Origin of the sequence: Pseudomonas trivialis (assembly GCF_001439805.1) — a bacterium.
Classification (GTDB): Bacteria; Pseudomonadota; Gammaproteobacteria; order Pseudomonadales; family Pseudomonadaceae; genus Aquipseudomonas; species Aquipseudomonas trivialis.
In genome coordinates, this window is the sequence record NZ_JYLK01000001.1 from 560,938 (window position 1) to 577,705 (window position 16,768).

Consider the following 16,768-nt stretch of genomic DNA (forward strand, 5'->3'; position numbering starts at 1 on the left):
TGCCGAAGTTACAGGCCGGCGGTGGTGCGCAGGTCGTTGGCGCGGTCGGTTTTTTCCCAGGTGAAGGTGGTGAAGGTGTCGTCGCCGACGGTCTTCTGTGCAGGCGTGCGGCCGAAGTGGCCGTAGGCCGCGGTTTCCTGGTACATCGGGTGCAGCAGGTCAAGCATGGTGGTGATTGCGTACGGGCGCAGGTCGAAGATCTCGCGCACCAGCTTGACGATCTTGTCGTCGCTGATCTTGCCGGTGCCGAAGGTATTCAGCGAGATCGACGTAGGCTGGGCGACGCCGATAGCGTAGGACACCTGAATCTCGCAGCGCTCGGCCAGGCCGGCGGCCACGATGTTCTTGGCCACGTAACGACCGGCGTAAGCCGCCGAGCGGTCAACCTTGGACGGGTCTTTGCCCGAGAACGCGCCGCCGCCGTGACGGGCCATGCCACCGTAGCTGTCGACGATGATCTTGCGCCCGGTGAGGCCGCAGTCACCCACCGGGCCGCCGATGATGAACTGGCCGGTCGGGTTGATGTGGAACTGGGTGTCCTTGCTCAGCAACTCGGCCGGCAGCACGTGCTTGACGATCAGCTCCATCACGCCTTCGCGCAGGTCGGCGTAGGAAACGTCCGGATTGTGCTGGGTCGACAGTACAACGGCGTCGATACCCACGACTTTGCCGCCTTCGTAACGGCAGGTCACCTGGGACTTGGCATCCGGGCGCAGCCACGGCAGCACGCCGGATTTGCGTGCTTCGGCCTGACGCTGCACCAACTGGTGCGAGAAGGTGATCGGCGCCGGCATCAGCACGTCGGTTTCATTGCTGGCGTAGCCGAACATCAGGCCCTGGTCGCCGGCGCCCTGGTCTTCCGGCTTGGCGCGGTCCACACCCTGGTTGATGTCCGGAGACTGCTTGCCGATGATGTTCATTACGCCGCAGGTGGCGCCGTCGAAGCCGACGTCGGAGCTGTTGTAGCCAATGTCGGTGATCACGTCACGAACGATCTGCTCCAGGTCGACCCAGGCGGTGGTGGTCACTTCACCGGCGATGATCGCTACACCGGTTTTCACCAGCGTTTCGCAGGCCACGCGGGCGAATTTGTCTTCAGCAATGATGGCGTCCAGCACCGCATCGGAAATCTGGTCGGCGATTTTGTCCGGATGCCCTTCGGACACGGACTCGGAGGTGAAAAGGGAGTATTCGCTCATCTCGATGATTTCCTGATATTTACCGATGGTGAGTGTCGCCAGCCGGTCGCTGAAAATGGCGGACCTGGATCTGGAAACCATTACGTAAACCTACATAGAGGCTTTCCCCGGGAACGAGTCCCGCAGCGGTGGCCCAACGGGCCAGATCGTCCTGTTCAAAACCCAACCAGAGATCACCGCAGGCCTCCCTGGCCCAATTCTGGTTGTGGCTGCATAAATCTGTTACCAGCAGGCTACCGCCGGGGTGCAGCAAATTCGCCATCTGCTTGAGGGCGTCGGCGGGTGCGGCGAAATGGTGCAGCACCATATTCAGCACCACGCAGTCGGCTTGCAGACTGTTGTGATTAAGCGCGTCCGCCAACTGCAGATGGACGTTGCCCAGAGCTTCACGCTCGCAGAGCTGGCGCGCGAGTTCGAGCATCGCCGGGCTGTTGTCCAGCGCGGTGACCTGGTGAAAACGCCGCGCCAGTTCCGGCAGGAAACCGCCATCGCCCGGGCCGACTTCCACTGCCGTGGCTTCATCACTGAAGCTCAGCTTGTCCAGCAGCGCCAGTACGCTGTCGCGGTATTGGGGCAGGCCGGCGATCAGGTCTTGCTGAGCGCGAAACTTCTCGGCAACCCGTGCGAAAAAGTCCTGACTGGCGGCGGCACGTTGCCCGTGGACGAGGCTGATGCGCGATTGCACCTCGCCGGGGAGGTTCAGGTTGTCGACTTCTTCAAGCAGCGCAGCGTGCAGCTTGCCGCCCAGCAGATCGGTGTGCGGCAGCGCGCGACGGTAAAAGATCGCGTTGCCTTCGCGGCGGGTGGCCACCAGGTCGGCCTGGGCCAGGACCTTCAAGTGGTGGCTCATGCCGGACTGGCCGATGGCGAAGATCTGCGCCAGCTCCAATACGCCAAAGGAATCGTTGGTCAATGCGCGCAATACGTTCAAACGCAACGGATCACCAGCGGCCTTGCATAAGGCTGCCAGTTCATCGCCGTCGTCAGGACGCAGGGAGGGCATGGGTAGGTTCATAAGGCCAGCAGTCTAGTGACGGGTTGGGGTGTCCGCAAGGCCAATATCAAAAAGTTTTGATATTGGTCGATAATCGGTGGTTATAAGCAGCCGCTATAATCTTTGGACGCGCCAACCCGCTCAAACCGCAGGAAAAACACCCTCAAGTCACTATCTGTCATTGCCCGCAGGCGGTGGCTGAGGGAAAATGCCGGTCCTTTTTTCCGTTTCTTTTATGCAAACTCCAGGAGATCAGCGATGCCCAGCCGTCGTGAGCGTGCCAACGCCATTCGTGCCCTCAGCATGGATGCCGTGCAAAAAGCCAACAGCGGCCATCCCGGTGCCCCGATGGGCATGGCGGATATCGCCGAAGTTCTTTGGCGTGATTACCTGAAACACAACCCGAGCAATCCCTCCTTCGCCGACCGCGACCGCTTCGTGCTGTCCAACGGCCACGGCTCGATGCTGATCTACTCGCTGCTGCATCTGACGGGCTACGACGTCACCATCGACGACCTCAAGAGCTTCCGCCAGCTGCACAGCCGCACGCCGGGTCACCCGGAATTCGGCTACACCCCAGGCGTCGAGACCACCACCGGTCCCCTGGGCCAGGGCCTGGCCAACGCAGTGGGTTTCGCGCTGGCTGAAAAAGTCCTGGGCGCGCAATTCAATCGTCCTGGCCACAACATTGTCGACCACCACACCTACGTGTTTCTGGGTGATGGCTGCATGATGGAAGGCATTTCCCACGAAGTCGCTTCCTTGGCCGGTACGCTGGGCCTGGGCAAGCTGATCGCTTTCTACGATGACAACGGCATCTCCATCGACGGCGAAGTCGAAGGCTGGTTCACCGATGACACCCCGAAGCGTTTCGAAGCCTACAACTGGCAAGTGATCCGCAACGTCGACGGCCACGATCCGGAAGAGATCAAGACCGCCATCGACACCGCGCGCAAGAGCGTGCAACCGACCCTGATCTGCTGCAAAACCACCATCGGTTTCGGCTCGCCGAACAAGCAGGGCAAGGAAGACTGCCACGGTGCCCCGCTGGGTGACGCGGAAATCGCCCTGACCCGCGAAGCGCTGAAGTGGAACTACGGCCCGTTCGAAATTCCGGCCGATATCGCCGCTGAATGGGACGCCAGGGAAAAAGGCCTGGCGGCTGAAGCCGAGTGGGACCAGCGTTTTGCGGCCTACTCCGCTGAGTTCCCGGAACTCGCCAACGAGCTGGTACGTCGCCTGGCCGGTGATCTGCCGGCCGACTTCTCGGAAAAAGCCTCGGCCTACATCGCCGAAGTCGCGGCCAAGGGCGAGACCATCGCCAGCCGTAAAGCCAGCCAGAACACCCTGAACGCCTTTGGTCCGCTGCTGCCCGAGATCCTCGGCGGTTCGGCCGACCTGGCCGGTTCCAACCTGACCCTGTGGAAAGGCTGCAAAGGTGTGTCGGCCGAAGACGCCAGCGGCAACTACATGTACTACGGCGTGCGCGAGTTTGGCATGAGCGCCATCATGAACGGCGTGTCCCTGCACGGCGGCCTGGTGCCATACGGCGCGACCTTCCTGATGTTCATGGAATACGCGCGCAACGCTGTGCGTATGGCTGCGCTGATGAAGAAGCGCGTGATCCATGTGTACACCCACGACTCCATCGGTCTGGGCGAAGACGGTCCGACGCACCAGCCGGTCGAGCAACTGACCAGCCTGCGCACCACGCCGAACCTGGATTGCTGGCGCCCGGCCGACGCGGTGGAATCCGCGGTGGCCTGGAAGCATGCCATCGAGCGCAAGGACGGCCCTTCGGCACTCATCTTCTCGCGTCAGAACCTGCAGCATCAGGTGCGTACGGACGCGCAGATCGCCGACATCAGCCGTGGCGGCTACGTGCTCAAGGACTGCATCGGCGAGCCGGAGCTGATCCTGATCTCCACCGGTTCCGAAGTGGGGCTGACAGTGCAGGCCTACGACAAGCTGACCGCGCAAGGCCGCAACGTACGTGTTGTGTCCATGCCGTGCACCAGCGTGTTCGAAGCCCAGGACGCTGGCTACAAGCAATCGGTATTGCCGTTGCAGGTCAGCGCGCGTATCGCCGTTGAAGCGGCACACGCCGACTACTGGTACAAGTACGTGGGCCTGGAAGGCCGAGTGATCGGCATGACCACCTACGGTGAGTCGGCGCCGGCGCCAGCGTTGTTCGAAGCGTTCGGTTTTACCCTGGAAAACATCCTGGGTCAGGCTGAAGAGCTGCTGGAAGACTAAGGCTGTAGATTGAGGTGGCTGTGCTGACCTCTTCGCGAGCAAGCCCGCTCCCACACTTGAATGGGTTCACAATTCCAACTGTGTGAACCCGATCAAAATGTGGGAGCGGGCTTGCTCGCGAAGGCGGCGGCACATTCACCCCTTCACCCAAGTTGATCGAGAACCCCATGCCCCAACCGCGTCCCTATAAAGTTGCACTCAACGGCTACGGCCGCATTGGCCGTTGCGTCTTGCGTGCGCTGTTCGAGCGAGGGGCGGCAGCCGGGTTCGAGATTGTCGCGATCAACGATCTGGCCGACATGGCCAGCATCGAATACCTGACACGCTTTGACTCCACCCACGGCCGCTTTCCAGGCGAAGTGCGGGTTGAAGACGACTGTCTGCATATCAATGGCAACTGCGTGCAGGTACTGCGCAGCGCCACCCCCGAAGGCATCGACTGGACGGCATTGGGCGTCGACCTGGTGCTGGAGTGTTCCGGTGTCTATAACACCCGCGCCGACGGCCAGCGTTTTCTCGACGCCGGCGCGCCGCGTGTGCTGTTTTCCCAGCCGATGGCCAGCGAGTCGGATGTCGACGCCACCATCGTCTACGGCATCAACCAGGACTGCCTGACCGGCGCCGAGCTGCTGGTGTCCAACGCGTCCTGCACCACCAACTGCAGCGTGCCGCTGTTGCGCCTGCTGGATCGCTCGATCGGCATCGATTACGTGTCGATCACCACCATTCACTCGGCGATGAACGACCAGCCGGTGATCGATGCCTATCATCATGAAGACTTGCGCCGTACGCGCTCGGCATTCCAGTCGGTGATCCCGGTGTCCACCGGCCTGGCCCGTGGCATCGAGCGATTGCTGCCGGAACTTGCCGGGCGAATCCAGGCCAAAGCCGTACGGGTGCCGACGGTGAACGTGTCTTGCCTGGACATCACCCTGCAGAGCATCAGCGACACCGATGCCGCGGAGGTCAACCGGATACTGCGCGACGCCGCCACTCGCGGCCCGCTCAAAGGCTTGCTGGCCTACACCGAGTTGCCCCACGCCAGTTGTGATTTCAACCACGACCCGCACTCGGCAATTGTCGACGCCAGCCAGACCCGCGTCTCCGGCCCCCGGCTGGTGAACATCCTGGCCTGGTTCGATAACGAATGGGGCTTTGCCAACCGCATGCTCGACGTTGCCCAGCACTACCTGCAAGTGGCCTCACCCCAACAACCTCAACAGTAACTCAGGAACTGCGACCCATGACCGTGTTGAAGATGACCGACCTCGATCTGCAAGGTAAGCGCGTACTGATTCGCGAAGACCTCAACGTCCCCGTCAAGGACGGTGTGGTCACCAGCGATGCGCGAATCCTGGCCTCGCTGCCGACCATCAAGCTGGCCCTGGAAAAAGGCGCGGCCGTAATGGTCTGCTCCCACCTGGGGCGGCCGACCGAAGGTGAGTTCTCGGCTGAAAACAGCCTCAAGCCCGTGGCGCAATACCTGAGCAAGGCCTTGGGTCGTGATGTGCCGCTGGTGGCCGACTACCTCGACGGTGTCGACGTTAAAGCCGGCGACATCGTGCTGTTCGAAAACGTGCGCTTCAACAAGGGCGAGAAAAAGAACAGCGACGAACTGGCCCGGCAATACGCGGCGCTGTGCGACGTGTTCGTGATGGACGCCTTCGGCACCGCGCACCGCGCCGAAGGGTCGACCCACGGCGTGGCCAGGTTCGCCAAGGTTGCCGCTGCTGGCCCGTTGCTGGCCGCTGAACTGGACGCACTGGGCAAGGCCCTGGGCGCACCGGCACAACCGATGGCCGCCATCGTCGCCGGCTCCAAGGTGTCCACCAAGCTGGATGTACTCAACAGCCTCAGCCAGATCTGCAACCAGCTGATCGTCGGCGGCGGCATTGCCAACACTTTCCTGGCCGCCGCCGGTCACCCGGTGGGCAAGTCCCTGTACGAGCCGGACTTGCTGGACACTGCCCGTGCCATTGCCGCCAAGGTCAGCGTGCCGTTGCCGGTCGACGTGGTCGTTGCCAAAGAGTTCGCCGAAGGCGCCGAGGCCACGGTCAAACTCATCGCCGATGTGGCCGATGACGACATGATTCTGGATATCGGCCCGCAAACCGCAGCCAACTTCGCTGAACTGTTGAAGGCGTCCCGCACCATTCTGTGGAACGGCCCGGTCGGCGTGTTTGAATTCGACCAGTTCGGCAACGGCACCCAAGTGCTGGCCAAGGCCATCGCTGAAAGCTCGGCATTCTCCATCGCTGGCGGTGGCGACACCCTGGCGGCCATCGATAAATATGGCGTTGCTGATCAGATCTCCTACATTTCTACCGGTGGCGGCGCGTTCCTCGAGTTCGTCGAGGGCAAAGTCCTGCCGGCCGTTGAAGTGCTGGAAACCCGGGCCAAGGGCTGAGGCCCGCCATGATCCGGAAAAGGAGCATTCCCATGATCAAGTTGTTGGCTGGAGTGATCGCAGCGGGCCTGCTGGCCGGCTGTGGCAGCACGCCCAGCGCGCCGCCTGCGCCCGAGAAGGCAGCGGCGCCGCAGAACAAGAGCTGCTATCAGGCCGACTGGCAAGCCGAAACCATGCCGGTGATCAACAAGCGCATCGGCAACGAACGGCTGGAGCAATACGACGTCGCGCCCAACGGTCAGGAACAGGGTTGCCCTTGACGGGTCTGATCAACTGGCGGCCGTTGGCCGCCCTGCGAGGATTGGCAATGAAAGGTGTTTTCGCCCTGGCGGCACTGGCCCTGTTGGCCGGTTGCAGCAGCATGAACATGTTCAGCAAGGCTGAGCCTGCTGACAAGTGGACTACCTGGACCTGCGACAGCAAGGCCGAGGTCAACTGGCGCTTTGCCAATGCGGCGCGCTCTGAAGTGGATGTGCGCCTCGGCGGTTCGGACCAGGTTTATCGTCTCAAGCAGGACGTTGCCGCCTCGGGAGTGCTGTATAGCAATGACCAGTTGGCGTTTCACATCAAGGGTGAGGAAGGCCTGGTTTACTGGGTGGCCACCGATGATTTGATCGGAAGGGGCTGCAAAGCCAACTGAATCCGACAGCTATAACGATTCAGCAGGCCAGGCTTAACCTCTTGATCTGCAATAACTTGAATAGCAGCCGCCGCTACGGCAGGCTTGCACGATTAACGACCCTCTACCGGGAGAGACAACACAATGGCACTTATCAGCATGCGTCAAATGCTGGACCACGCAGCCGAGTTCGGCTACGGCGTCCCAGCCTTTAACGTCAACAACCTTGAGCAGATGCGCGCCATCATGGAAGCCGCTGACAAGACCGACTCCCCCGTGATCGTCCAGGCGTCGGCCGGTGCCCGCAAATACGCCGGTGCGCCGTTTCTGCGTCACCTGATCCTCGCCGCCATCGAAGAATTCCCGCACATCCCGGTGTGCATGCACCAGGACCACGGCACCAGCCCTGACGTGTGCCAGCGCTCCATCCAATTGGGCTTCAGCTCGGTCATGATGGACGGCTCCCTTGGCGAAGACGGCAAGACCCCCACTGACTACGAGTACAACGTACGCGTCACCCAGCAAACCGTGGCCATGGCTCACGCCTGCGGCGTTTCGGTTGAAGGCGAGCTGGGTTGCCTGGGTTCGCTTGAAACCGGCATGGCCGGCGAAGAAGACGGCATCGGCGCCGAAGGCGTGCTGGACCACAGCCAGATGCTGACCGATCCGGAAGAAGCCGCTGACTTCGTGAAAAAGACCCAGGTCGATGCCTTGGCCATCGCCATCGGCACCAGCCACGGCGCCTACAAGTTCACCAAGCCGCCTACCGGCGACGTGCTGGCCATCGACCGCATCAAGGAAATCCACAAGCGCATCCCCAATACCCACCTGGTGATGCACGGTTCTTCCTCCGTGCCGCAGGAGTGGCTGGCGATCATCAATCAGTATGGCGGCGACATCAAAGAAACCTACGGCGTGCCGGTTGAAGAAATTGTCGAAGGGATCAAGCACGGCGTGCGCAAGGTCAACATCGACACCGACCTGCGCCTGGCCTCCACCGGTGCAATGCGTCGCCTGATGGCTACCAACCCGAGCGAGTTCGACCCCCGCAAGTTCTTCGGTGCGACCGTGACGGCGATGCGTGATGTGTGCATTGCGCGTTATGAAGCGTTTGGTACGGCCGGTAATGCTTCGAAGATCAAGCCGATTTCGTTGGAAGCAATGTATCAGCGGTATTTGAAGGGTGAGTTGAACGCTAAGGTCAACTGAGTCTCGGCGATTGAAAAAAAGCCCGCAGCGATGCGGGCTTTTTTGTGTGAAAAATTTGATCAGGCGGCACAGTGATGCGAACGGGCTGTTTTGATTAATAAAACTATCTGCAGGCGTTGGCGTGCTTTTTACTTGGTTTGTCAACTGTCAAGGTCGGCAGTTGTTTTCAATGGCTGGGCTTCTATGATTGTTGTTCAACAGGCGGCGTTGAATGAGTAACTATGTGAGGCGTACGATGAAATTAAAATATAAGATTCTTTCGGGATCGCTTGACGTATACGATTCGGCTTTTTATACAAGCAAACTCGTAGATGGAATGGATTTTGATCCTGAAAACACATCGAACGCTGCAATGACTCAAAGTAATAATCCCGATGTTGTAGTCAGGTATTTAGGTGGTATGGGGTTAGTGATGCCTTTCAGTGTATTGCCTGTTATACCCAGCGTAGGTGATGCATGGACGGTTGATATTATGAATGTCACGACGAATAATCCCGCGGAGGTCTATAATTTTACACGCGCGATTGATGCTGACGATAAACAGGAGGCGCGTAATTTTTTAAGTGCGTCATCGATTAAAGCGCTCGGTGCAGGTGTCATTGAAATCAATTGTAATTTTACGTCGTACTCTGCTAGCACGATCTATATCTTTCAGCCAATAAGTATTAATTTAATAGTCTCGTAGTTTTTTGATAAGAAACAAGCTGCAAGCGTTAGCGCTGGACGCGCCTGTGCCTTATGGAAGAGGTTAGTGTAGTTAAGGTTGTGCTGAGCGCTCCGTTCGACTTGATAACTATCCAGTGTTGGCCTGTGAGTTGAGCGTCAAGGTGAGCTGAATCTCAAGTATTTAAAAAAGAAGCCCGCAGCAATGTGGGCTTTTTTGTTGGGTTTTTGTCGAGTGGTAGTGTGTTGGCGAGCTTACTGTTTTGGTTGTTCAAGGTCAGAATGCATTTGTATATCTCTGTTTAATGGCGTGTCAACTGTTAATGTTGACAGTTGTTTTGCAAGGTAAGGCTTCTATGATGATGTTTGAAGCATGTCCGTAGATTAACCAATTTATGAGGTGCGTGATGGCGTTCAGATATAGAATACTTGCGGTAGAGCCTGATGCCTACTGTTCAGATGGGTTTCAGCATAAGCTCGAGAATGAAATCGTTTTTTATTCCGAGAATCCGCCACACGCTACTTACACTAAGCCCAATATGACGTATGAAAAGTATGCCTATTCGTATGGCATGAGTTTAGAGTTGCTCTACAGCGCATTGCCGTTTGTACCAAAGAATGGCGACAAGTGGGAAGTGAATATCCAGAATATCGAGACGAATGAGATTTCGGCTTTTTTTTCGGATTCAAGAACGGTCAATGTTGCGCGAAAGGTGCCGAGCTTATATATGTTCGTGTCGGTGCCTAATATGGCTTTATTGGGCTTGGGTACAATTGAAATAACTTCTTCATACACGTCAATGTCCACTAATACAATCTATTTTCTTCAGGAGCGGCAGGTGCTTCTGGAGTTGCTGTAGTTGGCGCCTCTGTGCAGTAAGCCACTCGAGGCTTGGGCGAGGCGCTTTCCATCGTTGTCGTCGTGGTTAAAAGTTGATGTTTAAAAATTCCAGCAAGCGTATATCGATCTGAGAAAGCCATATGGATTGCCTGCGGCATCTTTAACGGTACCGTATATGTCGTAGACGGGGTCGATACTAAATCCTTTGATGTTTTTCCCGTTGTCCTGATAAGGCAGAAAAAACTTCGTTGCTGTGCCATTTAATAGAGGCACCGCGGCAAAGGATATAATGGGTTGAGGGAGTATGGGTTGGCCATTTGCACTCATGAAACATTCAGCTTCTACCGTGAGCGTGCTCCCTGGAACGATCATTGAATTGCTTTGAAAAATAAAGGCTGTACCTCTGTTGTAATTAAAAGGCGGCGTATGCAGGTAAACACCGGGAGGCATAATGAAACCGTTTGGTCCTGGGGTGCCTGGCGGATCAAATTCAGTTGATATCAATGCCGGTAAGATGACGGTGGGTGGAGGGAGAGGGGTTGACATGATGATGACCTCAAGGTGAAAGTGAAAAAGCGTTATCCATACACTATTCAAAGGCGCTGACGTCGCGTGCCTTTGTCCTGGATGCGTGAATAGATTGCGGTATTCTCGCGAACGAAACAACTGTCAGAGTTGACAGGTGGTTATATTGATTGGATATAGTGACTCAGCTCTTATATCGCAATGCCGCTAAGTGAGAGGGCGCTCTTTCCTTGTGCATGACTCGTGATGCAACGGAGTCGCCTGGGTATTCGATTGCTTTTGTAAGTTAAATCCTCATAGCCTTCAGTAATTTCTATTTTGGCTGTCTGTCTTTGAAAAGTTAATCTTATTCGGTTCGGATGGTTTAACGTGGCTGCTGACAAACGTGCCTCCCCCTATTCAATAAAGGAAAATGGATGATGAAATTTATTAGAGCTGCTGGCGTAATTATGACATTGCTGGCGATGGGGACGGCTGCGCCCCTATTCGCAAAAAATCAGATATATACTGCGTCTATCGATAAAGATGGCACGATTATCACGCAATCACCGCAGTGGATAAAGGCGGTGAAGTTGACCGCCCAACCCGATTACTTTTCAGATTACAACGTCAGATTTATCCCCGGTACTTTTGAAGACAAGCCGCGCTTCTGCACGGTGTCGGTTACTGACGTCAGTTCCAATGATCACATTTTCTATGGTCACGCCAAGTTAGGCAGTATTCCCGCTATCAATTACGTCAACGTTCTGACCCTCAAGGTGGGTGATAACAAACCGGCGGGGGATTCTTCGATGGGCTTTATGCTGATGTGTAATGAATAACATGACAGAGGCGCACGCGTACTGGCGAAGAACTCACGGCTCATGCGCCTTCCTTGCTGGTAGACAACGGGTTGGAACTGTCAACTGTCAAGGTTGACAGTTGCCTTTCATCGCAAGGCTAATATGATTGTTTTCAATGGGTATGATCTTGGGCCTGTCGCAAGGTGAGGTGCGTTATGCCATTTAAATTTAAAATTCTTTCGATAGAACCCGAGGCCTACTATTCGGACTTTTTTGTCGATAAGCTTGAAGATCAAGTGGGTTTTGATCCGACAAACACTTCAAATGTGGCCTACACCAAATATAACAAACCCTATACGATGTTTCAGGGTTATGGCGGCTTTGGTTTAAAGGTGCCTGTCAGTGTATTGCCCATTAAGCCACAGGCAGGCGATAGGTGGAACGTTGATATTGAAAATATAACGACGGGCAATCCTGCGGCGGTCTTTAATTATGTATATACGGTACATCCTGGCACCAACCCGGTGAGTCTGATGGTCGTCGTGGGTATACCCTCAATGAATACCCTTGGGCCTGGCGATATTGAGATTAACACTTCCTTTACTTCCATTTCGGCCAATACGGTTTATCTTTTTCAGCCAAAGCAAATAACGTTGGTGACGCCATAGTGGTTGGTTTCGTGAAGCTGCGCCGCGTGAGCGCCGGGCACGTCCGGCGCTCACGGAGGCGAGTGTTCAGCGTCGCAAGAGTCCAATCAGTTCATTCGTGATCAATATCCAGCTTGGCAAAGGTCACCCGCGCACCTTCCTTGCTGTCTCCGCTGTTGTCCTGCACATATACCCCCGCCTTGAAGTACAAAGGCTTCGCCCCCCATGCCGCGCCGATGCGCTCGTTCCATTGCCCGTCTGCAGCCTCGACGCTCAGCAGCCCGGCCTTGTTGAGGTTGATGACGTAGGTAAAGCTCTTGTTCATCGGCACATTGGTGGCGACGGTGATCACACGGCTTTCGCCGTCATCCGGGCGCATGCGCACTTTGGCGACGATGTTGCCGCTCTGGGTTTTTTCCTTGAACTGATATTCCAGCTTGATCAGCGGTTTCTGGCTGTCATAGGCGTGGATCTGACCGATCACCACCTTGCCGCTGGAGGGGACCTGGTTCACTTCCAGGGTGGCGCGCAGGAAGTTGTCGGCGTCGGGATAATTCCAATTGCGCAGGCGGCCGTCGGCGTAGGTTTCGCGCAGTTCGCTGCGGGGGTAGATGGCATTGTCGGTGCGCGTGCCGGTTACCGGTGTCCAGAATTGCACGTTGCTGCCTTCAGCCTGAAAGTACTGGTCCTTGAAGCCGTTCATCAGCTTGGGGGTGTCAATGGTCGAGGGGGGCGAGCCGACCGGAATGCTCAGGTTCCAGGTGGAAAGGTCGATCATGGTGTTGGCCTTTTGAAGAAAGAGAAGGCTTTAGCCCGAGGGCTCCAGGGTTATTTATAGGCGGAACTCACCAGGTTGTTAATTATTTTGTGGCAAATTTCTGGCGTCAAAGGAATACCAAAAAGCCATGTTCCCGTACCCCGTGGCGTGTAGCGCTCGACCGTTAGTCGGCTTCCCCGGCTTTGGCGCAATGATGGCACCTGCGTCACTTCTGATTTGCAGGTTCCAAGGCTAGAGTGAGGCCTCAGTATTTGTCCGGGTTTTCTGTCGGAAGTGACCGGGTCAGTTCCTAAGGAAGAGACGTAGCATGGAATGCGCTCCACACCACCGCGATGACAGTTCGGTTCTTCTGGTGGTCGATGATTACCCGGAAAACCTCATTGGCATGCGCGCCCTGTTGCAGCATGACGACTGGCAGGTGATAACCGCCGACTCCGGTGTGCAGGCGCTGGGGCTGTTGTTGGAGCATGACGTCGATTTGGTCTTGCTGGACGTGAAGATGCCCGGCATGGACGGCTTTGAAGTCGCCCGGCTGATGCGCGGCAGCCAACGCACCTGCATGACGCCGATCATTTTCCTGAGTGCCAACGCGCAGTCTCCGGCCTCGGTGCTGGAAGGCTATGCCAGCGGTGCCATCGACTACCTGTTCAAGCCCTTCGATCCGCTTATCCTCAAGCCCAAAGTCCAGGCGTTGCTCGACCACCAGCGCAACCGCCGCGCCTTGCAGCGCCTGAGCCATGATCTGGAGCTGGCCCGCGCGTTCAATGCCTCGGTGCTCGACAATGCCGCCGAAGGCATTCTGGTGGTCGGCGAGGACGGCGTGATCCAGTACGCCAACCCGGCGATCTCGCGTCTGCTCAACGCCACCACGGATGAGCTGCAGGGCCAGGAGTTTCTGCGCTTCCTGCAAAAGCCCCATGTGCCGGCCTGGCTCGATTCGCAGATGTACGCTGGTTACCGCAGCGGCGAAACCTGGCGCCTGCACGACGCTATCCTGCGAACCAGCCGAGGCCAGCAGGTGCCGGTGGCGCTGTCCTGCGCGCGCCTGCCCGTCGAGCAGAAGGCCATGGTGGTGACGGTGCTGGACATGTCCGAAGTGCGTCACCTGCATCAGCAACTTGAGTTTCAGGCCGTGACCGACCCGTTGACCGGGCTGTTGAACCGTCGCGGCTTCCAACAGGCGGTGGACAGCCTTCTGCTGCGCGGCGAACGCAGTGAGGCGTCGTTGGTGCTGCTGTACCTGGACCTTGACGGGTTCAAGCGGGTCAACGATTCGTTGGGCCATGATGCCGGTGACCGGGTGCTGCGCTGGGTCTCCGAGCAGATCAAGGCATGCCTGGGCTCGTGCGACCTGCTTGGGCGCATGGGCGGGGATGAATTCACCGCGTTGCTGGAGCTGGAGTTCCCGGAGCAGGCGGCAAAGATCTCGGAGAAGCTGATCGAACGAGTATCTGTTTGTCATCAGGTTGACGGTTTGGATGTCATGCTCGGGGTCAGCATCGGCATTGCCACGTTTCCCGATTGTGGCTCTGACCTGAACGGCCTGCTGCGCGCGGCCGACATTGCCATGTACGAAGCCAAGCGCGCAGGACGTCAGCAATATCGCTATTACGACCAGGAAATGAACGGCCGCGCACGTTCGCGCCTGATGCTGGAAGACAGCGTGCGCACGGCAATCCACAACAAGGAATTCACCCTGGTATACCAGCCCCAGGTGTCCCTCGACGATGGCTGTTTGCGCGGCGTCGAAGCGCTGTTGCGCTGGCAGCACCCCAGCGTTGGCGACGTGCCGCCGGGGCTGTTCCTGCCGCTGTTGGAAGAGGCGCGGCTGATCAGCCAGTTGAGCGCCTGGATTTACCAGCAAGTCGCCGCGCAACGCCAGGCCTGGCAGACCTGTTTCGACGGTGAACGGGTGCTGAGCGTGAGCCTGAGCGCAAGTCAGTTCAATATGCCCAACCTGGCGACCCAGTTGCAGCAGGTGCTTGACCGACATGGGTTGCAGGGCCGTCAGCTGGAGGTGGAAATCAGCGAAGACAGTCTGATGATTAACCTCGAAGAATCCATCAAACAGCTCAAGCTATTGCGTCGCATCGGTATCCGGATTGCGCTGGACGACTTCGGTTTGGGCAACTGCTCACTCGCCCATCTGCGTGACCTGGCGTTCGACACCCTCAAGCTGGACCCGCAATTGGTCGCCCGGCTGCCGGATTCGGCGCGGGATGCAGCGATGGCCCGGAGCATTATCGAGTTGTGCGCGCATTTCGACGTGCTGGTGGTGGCCGAGGGTGTGGATACCCAGGCGCAGGCCGATTGGCTCAAGGCCAATGGCTGCCGGTTCATTCAGGGCGCATGGGCATCAAAGCCCTTGATGGCCGACGAGGTCGTCGACTGGGCACGCGCCCGCCAACGTTGAATTCGCTACACTGGCGCTTATCCAAAGCCTGTTGCAGACCTCAATGACTACCCTGAAATACCTCCAGGCCTACCCTGCGCCCCTCCAGGAGCAAGTCCGCCAATTGATCGCCAACGATCAGTTGAGCGCCTACCTCGAGCAACGCTACCCCGGACGCCACGCCGTGCAAAGCGACAAGGCGCTGTATGCGTACGCCCTGGCTCTGAAGCAGGAACACCTGCGCAATGCGCCGGCCATCGACAAGGTGCTGTTCGACAACCGTCTGGATCTCACGCACCGCGCCCTGGGCCTGCACACCACCATTTCGCGGGTGCAGGGCGGCAACCTCAAGTCCAAGAAGGAGATCCGCATCGCTGCGTTATTCAAAGAGGCGGCGCCGGCGTTTCTGCGCATGATCGTGGTGCACGAGCTGGCGCACTTCAAGGAATCGGACCACAACAAGGCGTTCTACAAACTCTGTGAATACATGATGCCGGGCTACCATCAGGTGGAATTCGACCTGCGGGTGTACCTCACCTGGCGCGACCTGCAGGGCAAGCCCTAACCACAAGGCGACCGACCATGGACGTGAGCAAGACCAAGAGCAGCTTCTACCGCCGTTTGTACGTGGCTTACCTGATCGACAGCGGGCAGGCCAGCAGCGTGCCGGCGTTGACCGAGTTGACGGGCATGCCGCGCCGCACTGCCCAGGACACGATTGCGGCGTTGGCGGACCTGGATATTGTGTGTGCGTTCGAGCAGGAAGACGGCGCCCGCAACCATGCGGGGCAGTATCGGATTCGCAGTTGGGGGGCGATAGACCGTCAGTGGATCGAGGCACATCTGGCGTCGATCAAGCGGGTGTTGGGGTATCCCTGAAGCTCCCGATAGCGCCCTCAAGCACGCCGCATACCCCTATGTGGAATCCCATCCTCCAGATACTGCTCTCCCTCTGCCACAAACCCATACCGCCCGTAATAGCCCTGCAAATGCGCCTGGGCTGATAGATAAATGGGTGTATCCGGCCAGATATGCCCAATCTGCCTGAGTGCCTCCTCCATCATCTGGTGCCCCAACCCCGTACCGCGCGCCGAGGGCGCCACGATCACACGGCCGATAACCGCATCGCCACCCTGCAGCTGCGGATCAAGCAGGCGCAGATAAGCCACCAGTTCATCGTCTTTCCAGGCCATCAGATGATGGGTGTCACCGTCCAGATCCTGCCCGTCGATGTCCTGGTAAACGCACTGCTGCTCAACGACGAACACGTCGCAACGCAGGCGCAGAATGGCGTACAACTGGTCCTTGCTCAGGTCGGTGTGATGCTTGCAGAGCCAATCCACTGTCATGGTGAAATTCCGATAAATACCTGCGATCAATAGTAAGCGCGGCGCGTATCTGTGTCTAAAGGGGCTATTTTTGTGAGTGAGCTCAAATTGCCATCTTTGTCTGGGTA

General features: G+C 57.7%; 18 protein-coding genes. 13 read left to right on the top strand and 5 right to left on the bottom strand.

Annotated features, from left to right (window positions below):
• Positions 1-8 precede the first annotated feature (8 nt).
• Positions 9-1,199, bottom strand: coding sequence for a methionine adenosyltransferase (metK, locus tag TU79_RS02600; protein ID WP_057006567.1), 1,191 nt, complete (start codon positions 1,197-1,199; stop codon positions 9-11).
• Positions 1,200-1,218: 19 nt separating this feature from the next.
• Positions 1,219-2,214: an ArsR/SmtB family transcription factor gene (locus tag TU79_RS02605; protein WP_057006568.1), complete on the bottom strand. Its 996-nt coding sequence runs from the start codon at positions 2,212-2,214 to the stop codon at positions 1,219-1,221.
• 237 nt (positions 2,215-2,451) lie between these two features.
• Here TU79_RS02605 and tkt point away from each other — a divergent pair, with 237 nt between their 5' ends.
• The 8 genes from tkt to TU79_RS02640 all read left to right on the top strand — a co-directional run bounded on the left by tkt (position 2,452) and on the right by TU79_RS02640 (position 10,207).
• Entirely contained in the window at positions 2,452-4,449 is a 1,998-nt protein-coding gene (tkt, locus tag TU79_RS02610) for a transketolase (protein ID WP_057006569.1), read from the top strand.
• Positions 4,450-4,616: 167 nt separating this feature from the next.
• Positions 4,617-5,675, top strand: a complete 1,059-nt coding sequence (gene epd / locus TU79_RS02615; RefSeq protein ID WP_057006570.1) for an erythrose-4-phosphate dehydrogenase — start codon at positions 4,617-4,619, stop codon at positions 5,673-5,675.
• A 17-nt stretch (positions 5,676-5,692) separates the two neighbouring features.
• Entirely contained in the window at positions 5,693-6,856 is a 1,164-nt protein-coding gene (locus TU79_RS02620) for a phosphoglycerate kinase (protein WP_057006571.1), read from the top strand.
• Between the two features lie 32 nt (positions 6,857-6,888).
• A complete protein-coding gene (locus tag TU79_RS02625; RefSeq protein WP_057006572.1) occupies positions 6,889-7,116 on the top strand; it encodes a hypothetical protein in 228 nt (75 codons plus the stop codon).
• 47 nt (positions 7,117-7,163) lie between these two features.
• Positions 7,164-7,496: an MliC family protein gene (locus TU79_RS02630; RefSeq protein WP_057006573.1), complete on the top strand. Its 333-nt coding sequence runs from the start codon at positions 7,164-7,166 to the stop codon at positions 7,494-7,496.
• Positions 7,497-7,619: 123 nt separating this feature from the next.
• Positions 7,620-8,684 carry a class II fructose-bisphosphate aldolase gene (gene fba, locus TU79_RS02635; RefSeq protein ID WP_003234513.1) on the top strand — a complete coding sequence of 355 codons (1,065 nt, stop codon included), beginning with the start codon at positions 7,620-7,622 and terminating at the stop codon, positions 8,682-8,684.
• A 211-nt stretch (positions 8,685-8,895) separates the two neighbouring features.
• Positions 8,896-9,369, top strand: a complete 474-nt coding sequence (locus TU79_RS25930) for a hypothetical protein (RefSeq protein ID WP_139136739.1) — start codon at positions 8,896-8,898, stop codon at positions 9,367-9,369.
• A 385-nt stretch (positions 9,370-9,754) separates the two neighbouring features.
• Positions 9,755-10,207 (top strand): hypothetical protein, encoded by a 453-nt coding sequence (locus TU79_RS02640; RefSeq protein WP_057006574.1) that lies wholly within the window; start codon positions 9,755-9,757, stop codon positions 10,205-10,207.
• An 80-nt stretch (positions 10,208-10,287) separates the two neighbouring features.
• On the opposite strand, the gene TU79_RS25935 is transcribed toward TU79_RS02640, so the two are convergent.
• Entirely contained in the window at positions 10,288-10,734 is a 447-nt protein-coding gene (locus tag TU79_RS25935; protein ID WP_139136738.1) for a hypothetical protein, read from the bottom strand.
• A 395-nt stretch (positions 10,735-11,129) separates the two neighbouring features.
• Between TU79_RS25935 and TU79_RS02645 the strand changes: the two genes are divergently transcribed.
• A complete protein-coding gene (locus TU79_RS02645; protein ID WP_231986880.1) occupies positions 11,130-11,534 on the top strand; it encodes a hypothetical protein in 405 nt (134 codons plus the stop codon).
• Between the two features lie 176 nt (positions 11,535-11,710).
• Positions 11,711-12,163: a hypothetical protein gene (locus TU79_RS02650; protein WP_057006575.1), complete on the top strand. Its 453-nt coding sequence runs from the start codon at positions 11,711-11,713 to the stop codon at positions 12,161-12,163.
• Between the two features lie 91 nt (positions 12,164-12,254).
• Here TU79_RS02650 and TU79_RS02655 read toward each other — a convergent pair whose 3' ends face one another.
• Positions 12,255-12,920, bottom strand: a complete 666-nt coding sequence (locus TU79_RS02655) for a polysaccharide lyase family 7 protein (RefSeq protein WP_057006576.1) — start codon at positions 12,918-12,920, stop codon at positions 12,255-12,257.
• Positions 12,921-13,227: 307 nt separating this feature from the next.
• Between TU79_RS02655 and TU79_RS02660 the strand changes: the two genes are divergently transcribed.
• From TU79_RS02660 to TU79_RS02670, 3 genes are read left to right on the top strand one after another with little or no spacing between them, the layout of a single operon-like run.
• On the top strand, positions 13,228-15,333 hold the full coding sequence (locus TU79_RS02660; protein WP_057006577.1) for a putative bifunctional diguanylate cyclase/phosphodiesterase: 2,106 nt from the start codon (positions 13,228-13,230) through the stop codon (positions 15,331-15,333).
• Positions 15,334-15,376: 43 nt separating this feature from the next.
• Positions 15,377-15,877, top strand: a complete 501-nt coding sequence (locus tag TU79_RS02665; RefSeq protein WP_057006578.1) for a M48 metallopeptidase family protein — start codon at positions 15,377-15,379, stop codon at positions 15,875-15,877.
• A 17-nt stretch (positions 15,878-15,894) separates the two neighbouring features.
• Entirely contained in the window at positions 15,895-16,191 is a 297-nt protein-coding gene (locus TU79_RS02670; RefSeq protein WP_057006579.1) for a winged helix-turn-helix domain-containing protein, read from the top strand.
• Between the two features lie 17 nt (positions 16,192-16,208).
• On the opposite strand, the gene TU79_RS02675 is transcribed toward TU79_RS02670, so the two are convergent.
• Positions 16,209-16,661, bottom strand: a complete 453-nt coding sequence (locus TU79_RS02675) for a GNAT family N-acetyltransferase (protein WP_057006580.1) — start codon at positions 16,659-16,661, stop codon at positions 16,209-16,211.
• Positions 16,662-16,768 lie beyond the last annotated feature (107 nt).